This is a genomic window from Leptodesmis sp., from assembly GCF_052746595.1.
In genome coordinates, this window is the sequence record NZ_JBRAGO010000179.1 from 1 (window position 1) to 4,507 (window position 4,507).

A 4,507-nucleotide genomic window follows, 5' to 3' on the forward strand; every position below is an offset into this window, starting at 1 on the left:
GTCTACAGCAAGGTGGATGTCGGGCGGGTATCTAAGCCGGATGCCTTAACCGCCGTTCACCACCGGAAGGTCGGGAATCACTATTAATGAACTGACTGAATAGACTGACCTCTTTCCCGGCCTCTCTCCCACCTGGAGCAGCAATTCCTGAAAGCATCACCAGAAAACCTGGAATATCTGGTCAATAGCAACAAAGTGGGAAAAGCGGTGGCTCACCAGCCAGAATCTCTGGAAAAGTTGTTGGACTGGCCCGATGGAGTAAATTGCTGGGGTAGTATAAGGCATAAACAGCGATTTGCCCGGTCTTTGAATTCATGGCTGCCGATCCCCATTCCACTCCATCCAGTTCATCTCCTGACTCCCCTCTACCCGTGCACCTGCGATCGTCGCCTGAGAGGTCAGGAAATAGCAACGGGGATCAGCCCGCACCATTGCCACCACTTGCTGCTGAAAATAGTGATTTCAGCAAAGTTACTCAAAGTCCGCGATCGCCGTTACCCGATCGTGCTGCAGGCTATGCTCAGCTAGGTCACCCCCGTGAGCCGGATACTCAAGTAACTGTGCCAAGAGTGATGATCCTGTTTGTGGCGATCGTCGTCATGAGTGTGGGCATTGTGGCGGGTAATTTCTGGATTGGTATCGCAGGCTCGATTGTGGCGCTGCTGATCTCCGCCCAAATTCTGTGGATTCCCGTGCGGATCCTCCTGATGGATCTGATTCCTGAACAGGAACGGTTAATTTTGTTCGGCAGTCTTCTGGGAGGGCTGGCATTACTGGGTTTTCTCAAGCTGACAGGTGCTTTTGAACGGTTGGGGCAATTCCTGGGGCAGATTGGCTGGGATGCGATCGGTGCGCTGGGGGAAGTGTTGGGCGCTGTCGGTCAAATTTTAATTGCGATCCTGGCGGTTTATGTAGCCTGGAGACAGTACATCATTTCCAGAGATCTGACCATTCAACAAAATCTGATTACTCAGCAGCAAACGATCGACAGCTATTTTCAGGGCGTTTCTGAACTGGTACTGGATGAAGAGGGCTTACTGGAAGACTGGCCCCAGGAACGGGCGATCGCAGAAGGCCGTACTGCAGCCATTTTGAGCAGTGTAGATGCATCCGGGAAAGCCAAAATCATCCGATTTCTCAGTCGGGCACGGCTGTTGACTCCCCTGAAACGCGATCGTCGATTGGGCCGTGCCATTCTGGATGGTGCAGGCGGCTATGAAGAAGATCGGGTCAATGGGGTCAGGGTCATTGACTTGGGAGTGATGTTGGCAGGCGCAGATTTATCAGGAACAGATTTGCGCTGGACAGATCTGAGTGAAGCCAACCTGATTCGAGCTAATTTGAGCTACTGCGATCTAGTAAAAGCCAACTTCTCCCGCACCATTTTGTTTGATGCCAAACTGCGATATGCCGACTTAAACAGTACTCGCTTTTTTTACGGCAAAGCAACCGAAGCCAGTCCCCGCAGCCGAATTGAGCCCCCTGACTATCGCACCGGAAAGCACACAGGAGCCGTGATCGAAAATACCGATTTCACGGGAGCCACTCAGATGTCCGAAGAGCAGCGCTACTACTGTTGTGCTTGGGGAGGGGAGCAAACTCGCAGTACGATTCCAGGAGGTTGCGAGGGCATTCCTAATAAGTTAGGACGGTAGAGGTCTTAATTTTTTCCCAGTGCTGCAGGAGAACCTCATGATCATTGTCGATACTGCTCTCAAAGCCCGTGAAGAAGCAAACAATCCAGTGCGGGTGGGAATGATTGGCGCGGGGTTTATGGGCCGGGGAATTGCAAACCAAATTACCAATTCCGTACCCGGTATGGAACTCGTCGCCATCTTCAATCGGCATCTGGATGGGGCAAAACGGGCATATCAGGAAGCAGGAATTGATGAGATACGAGTGGTGGCTACAGTAGCAGAGCTAGAAGATTGCATCCGTCAGGGTCGGTATGCAGTCACAGAGGATGCCATGTTGCTCTGTCAGGCTGAAGGAATTGATGCGCTGATTGAAGTTACCGGAACGATCGAATTTGGAGCCTCGGTGGTGCTGGCTGCGATCGCCCACCATAAGCACGTCGTTCTCATGAATGCCGAACTGGATGGGACGATCGGCCCCATTTTGAAAGTGTATGCAGATAAGGCTGGAGTCATCCTGACGGCCTGTGATGGCGACCAGCCAGGGGTGCAAATGAACCTGTACCGCTTTGTCAAAAGTTTGGGCCTCACTCCCCTCCTGTGCGGCAACATTAAGGGCCTGCAGGATCCCTACCGCAATCCCACCACCCAGGAAGGGTTCGCCAAACAATGGGGACAAAAAGCCCACATGGTCACCAGTTTTGCGGATGGTACCAAGATTTCTTTTGAGCAGGCGATCGTGGCTAACGCCACCGGGATGACGATCGCGCAACGGGGAATGCTGGGCTACACCTTCAAAGGCCATGTGGATGCCATGACCTCAATGTACGATGTTGACCAACTGAAGGAACTGGGCGGCATTGTGGATTATGTCGTCGGTGCCCAACCGGGGCCAGGAGTCTTTGTGTTTGGCACTCACGATGATCCCAAACAACGACATTACCTCAACCTCTACAAACTGGGAGAAGGCCCCCTGTACAGTTTTTACACGCCCTATCACCTCTGCCATTTTGAGGTGCCAATGTCGGTGGCGCGGGTGGTGCTGTTTGGCGATCGAGTTTTATCTCCGCTCGGAGAGCCACGGGTGGATGTGGTCGCAACTGCCAAAATTGATCTCAAGGCAGGGGAGACTTTGGATGGCATTGGCTACTACAAGGCCTACGGCCAGTGCGAAAAATCAGCCATTGTTCAGGCTCAAAATCTGCTGCCCATGGGATTAGCTGAGGGGTGCCGCCTGAAGCGCGATATTCCCAGAGATCAAGTGCTCACCTATGACGATGTAGAAGTTCCTGCTGGTCGCCTGTGCGACAAACTCCGTGCAGAACAAACATATAATTGGTCGTTTGTTGAGTAATCTGGCGCGGGTGTTAGAGGTGGTGCAAGCAGGATTTCAATCACTAGAACATGAGGTCTTGGTGGAGCAGCTGGGGAGAGAGGAGTAGAAAGTGGGGGCGATCGCGAATCTGAAAGCAATTCTGGAAGCCGCGGGAGCCACTCTGAATGATGTCGTCAAAACCAGCGTCTTTCTCAAAGATATGAACGATTTTGGAGCGATGAACGGGGTCTATGCTCGCTATTTTGCGGAAGACACGGCTCCGGCTCGTGCCTGCGTTGAAGTCGCCCGCCTGCCCAAAGATGCACTAGTTGAAATTGAGTGCATTGCAGTCGTCTCATAATAGAACGTGGGGGTGCAGGGCTTACGTCCTCACTGCGGCAAAATTTTCATTGGAACCCTCTGAGGTTGGCTATGGTTCTCATTAACCGCAAACCCATACTGGAACAGGTTGATCCTCCTCGATCGCCTCGTGAAACCTTGCCTACCATGTATGATTTACCCAGTGAAAGTCCTGAGGAACCTGGTTTGCCAGATGAATTTCATGACCTCCAACCTCAGTTGCTCAGTCGTACCCTCCGCTTGAGTGCTTACACTCGCGATCATTGTTTTACCGCATCTGACTTGAATCTCTACTACGATGTCAACCATCCTTTGTGGTACAAGCGTCCAGACTGGTTTCTAGTCGTCGATGTGCCCCGGTTGTATGACGGCAAAGAGTTACGGCGTAGTTACGTGATCTGGCAGGAAGGGAAAAGCCCTTATATCACGATCGAACTTTTGTCTCCTGGCACTGAAGCCGAAGATCTAGGACGTTTTTACACCGAAACCGCTACAACGAATGCGGAATCAGCGATGTCAGCCAACGCGCCAGTGAGCAACGGGTTGGAGCAAATCGGAACCAAACCCCCTTCTAAACTGGAAGTCTACGAACGATATTTGCGAATTCCTCATTATTTAGTATATAACCGCCACACGCAGCAATTGCGCTACTTCAAACTGGATGGTGGGCAGTATCAGGAGCAATCGCTCAATTCAGAAAATCCGATCGCCTGGTTGGCTGACTTAGACATTGGGCTAGGAATTTGGGAAGGAGTGTTTGAAGATGTCCCTGGTTATTGGTTGCGCTGGTGTGATGGTACAGGGCAATGGCTACTAACGGATACAGAGCAAGCAGAGCAACAGGCTGCTCAGGAACGATCGGCGAAGGAACAGGAACGATCGGCGAAAGAACAAGCCCAAGCACAGGTGTTGCAAGCCGCCCGAAATTTGCTGGCAAACGGTATGGACGTTGCCCAAGTGACACAATTACTGAATTTATCAGCCGAGCAGATCGAAACGCTTTAGTTGATTAGTTGAATTTTCTAAAGAATTACATCCAAGCGATTACAGAAGTCAGCGATCGCTATTTTTGCTCATTAGATTAGAAGTAGAACAACTCATGAAGTCTAGTAGATTATTCAGTTAAATCAGGGAGCTACCAGTTAAAATATTATGTTCAAGGTAGGGCTAGTTCATTCTAATCGCATGACCATATCAG

At 51.1% G+C, this 4,507-nt stretch carries 4 protein-coding genes; all 4 read left to right on the forward strand.

Translation table 11 applies throughout. The annotated features are described in order from the left end of the window. Nucleotides 1-314 precede the first annotated feature (314 nt). The 4 genes from ACUVQO_RS22495 to ACUVQO_RS22510 all read left to right on the forward strand — a co-directional run bounded on the left by ACUVQO_RS22495 (nucleotide 315) and on the right by ACUVQO_RS22510 (nucleotide 4,314). Entirely contained in the window at nucleotides 315-1,655 is a 1,341-nt protein-coding gene (locus ACUVQO_RS22495; protein WP_445928053.1) for a pentapeptide repeat-containing protein, read from the forward strand. Between the two features lie 37 nt (nucleotides 1,656-1,692). Continuing rightward, complete coding sequence (locus ACUVQO_RS22500; protein ID WP_445928054.1) at nucleotides 1,693-2,988, forward strand: NAD(P)H-dependent oxidoreductase; 1,296 nt, start codon at nucleotides 1,693-1,695, stop codon at nucleotides 2,986-2,988. A 91-nt stretch (nucleotides 2,989-3,079) separates the two neighbouring features. Beyond that, nucleotides 3,080-3,310 carry a Rid family hydrolase gene (locus ACUVQO_RS22505; RefSeq protein ID WP_445928055.1) on the forward strand — a complete coding sequence of 77 codons (231 nt, stop codon included), beginning with the start codon at nucleotides 3,080-3,082 and terminating at the stop codon, nucleotides 3,308-3,310. Between the two features lie 71 nt (nucleotides 3,311-3,381). Further along, the gene (locus tag ACUVQO_RS22510) at nucleotides 3,382-4,314 is read left to right on the forward strand and encodes a Uma2 family endonuclease (RefSeq protein WP_445928056.1); all 933 of its coding nucleotides are present in this window, start codon (nucleotides 3,382-3,384) and stop codon (nucleotides 4,312-4,314) included. The last annotated feature ends 193 nt before the right edge of the window (nucleotides 4,315-4,507 follow it).

Excerpts from the sequence above, each read along its gene's own strand:
- ACUVQO_RS22495 (WP_445928053.1), top strand. The coding sequence starts at position 315 with ATGGCTGCCGATCCCCATTCCACTCCATCCAGTTCATCTCCTGACTCC.
- ACUVQO_RS22500 (WP_445928054.1), top strand. The coding sequence starts at position 1,693 with ATGATCATTGTCGATACTGCTCTCAAAGCCCGTGAAGAAGCAAACAAT.
- ACUVQO_RS22510 (WP_445928056.1), top strand. The coding sequence starts at position 3,382 with ATGGTTCTCATTAACCGCAAACCCATACTGGAACAGGTTGATCCTCCT.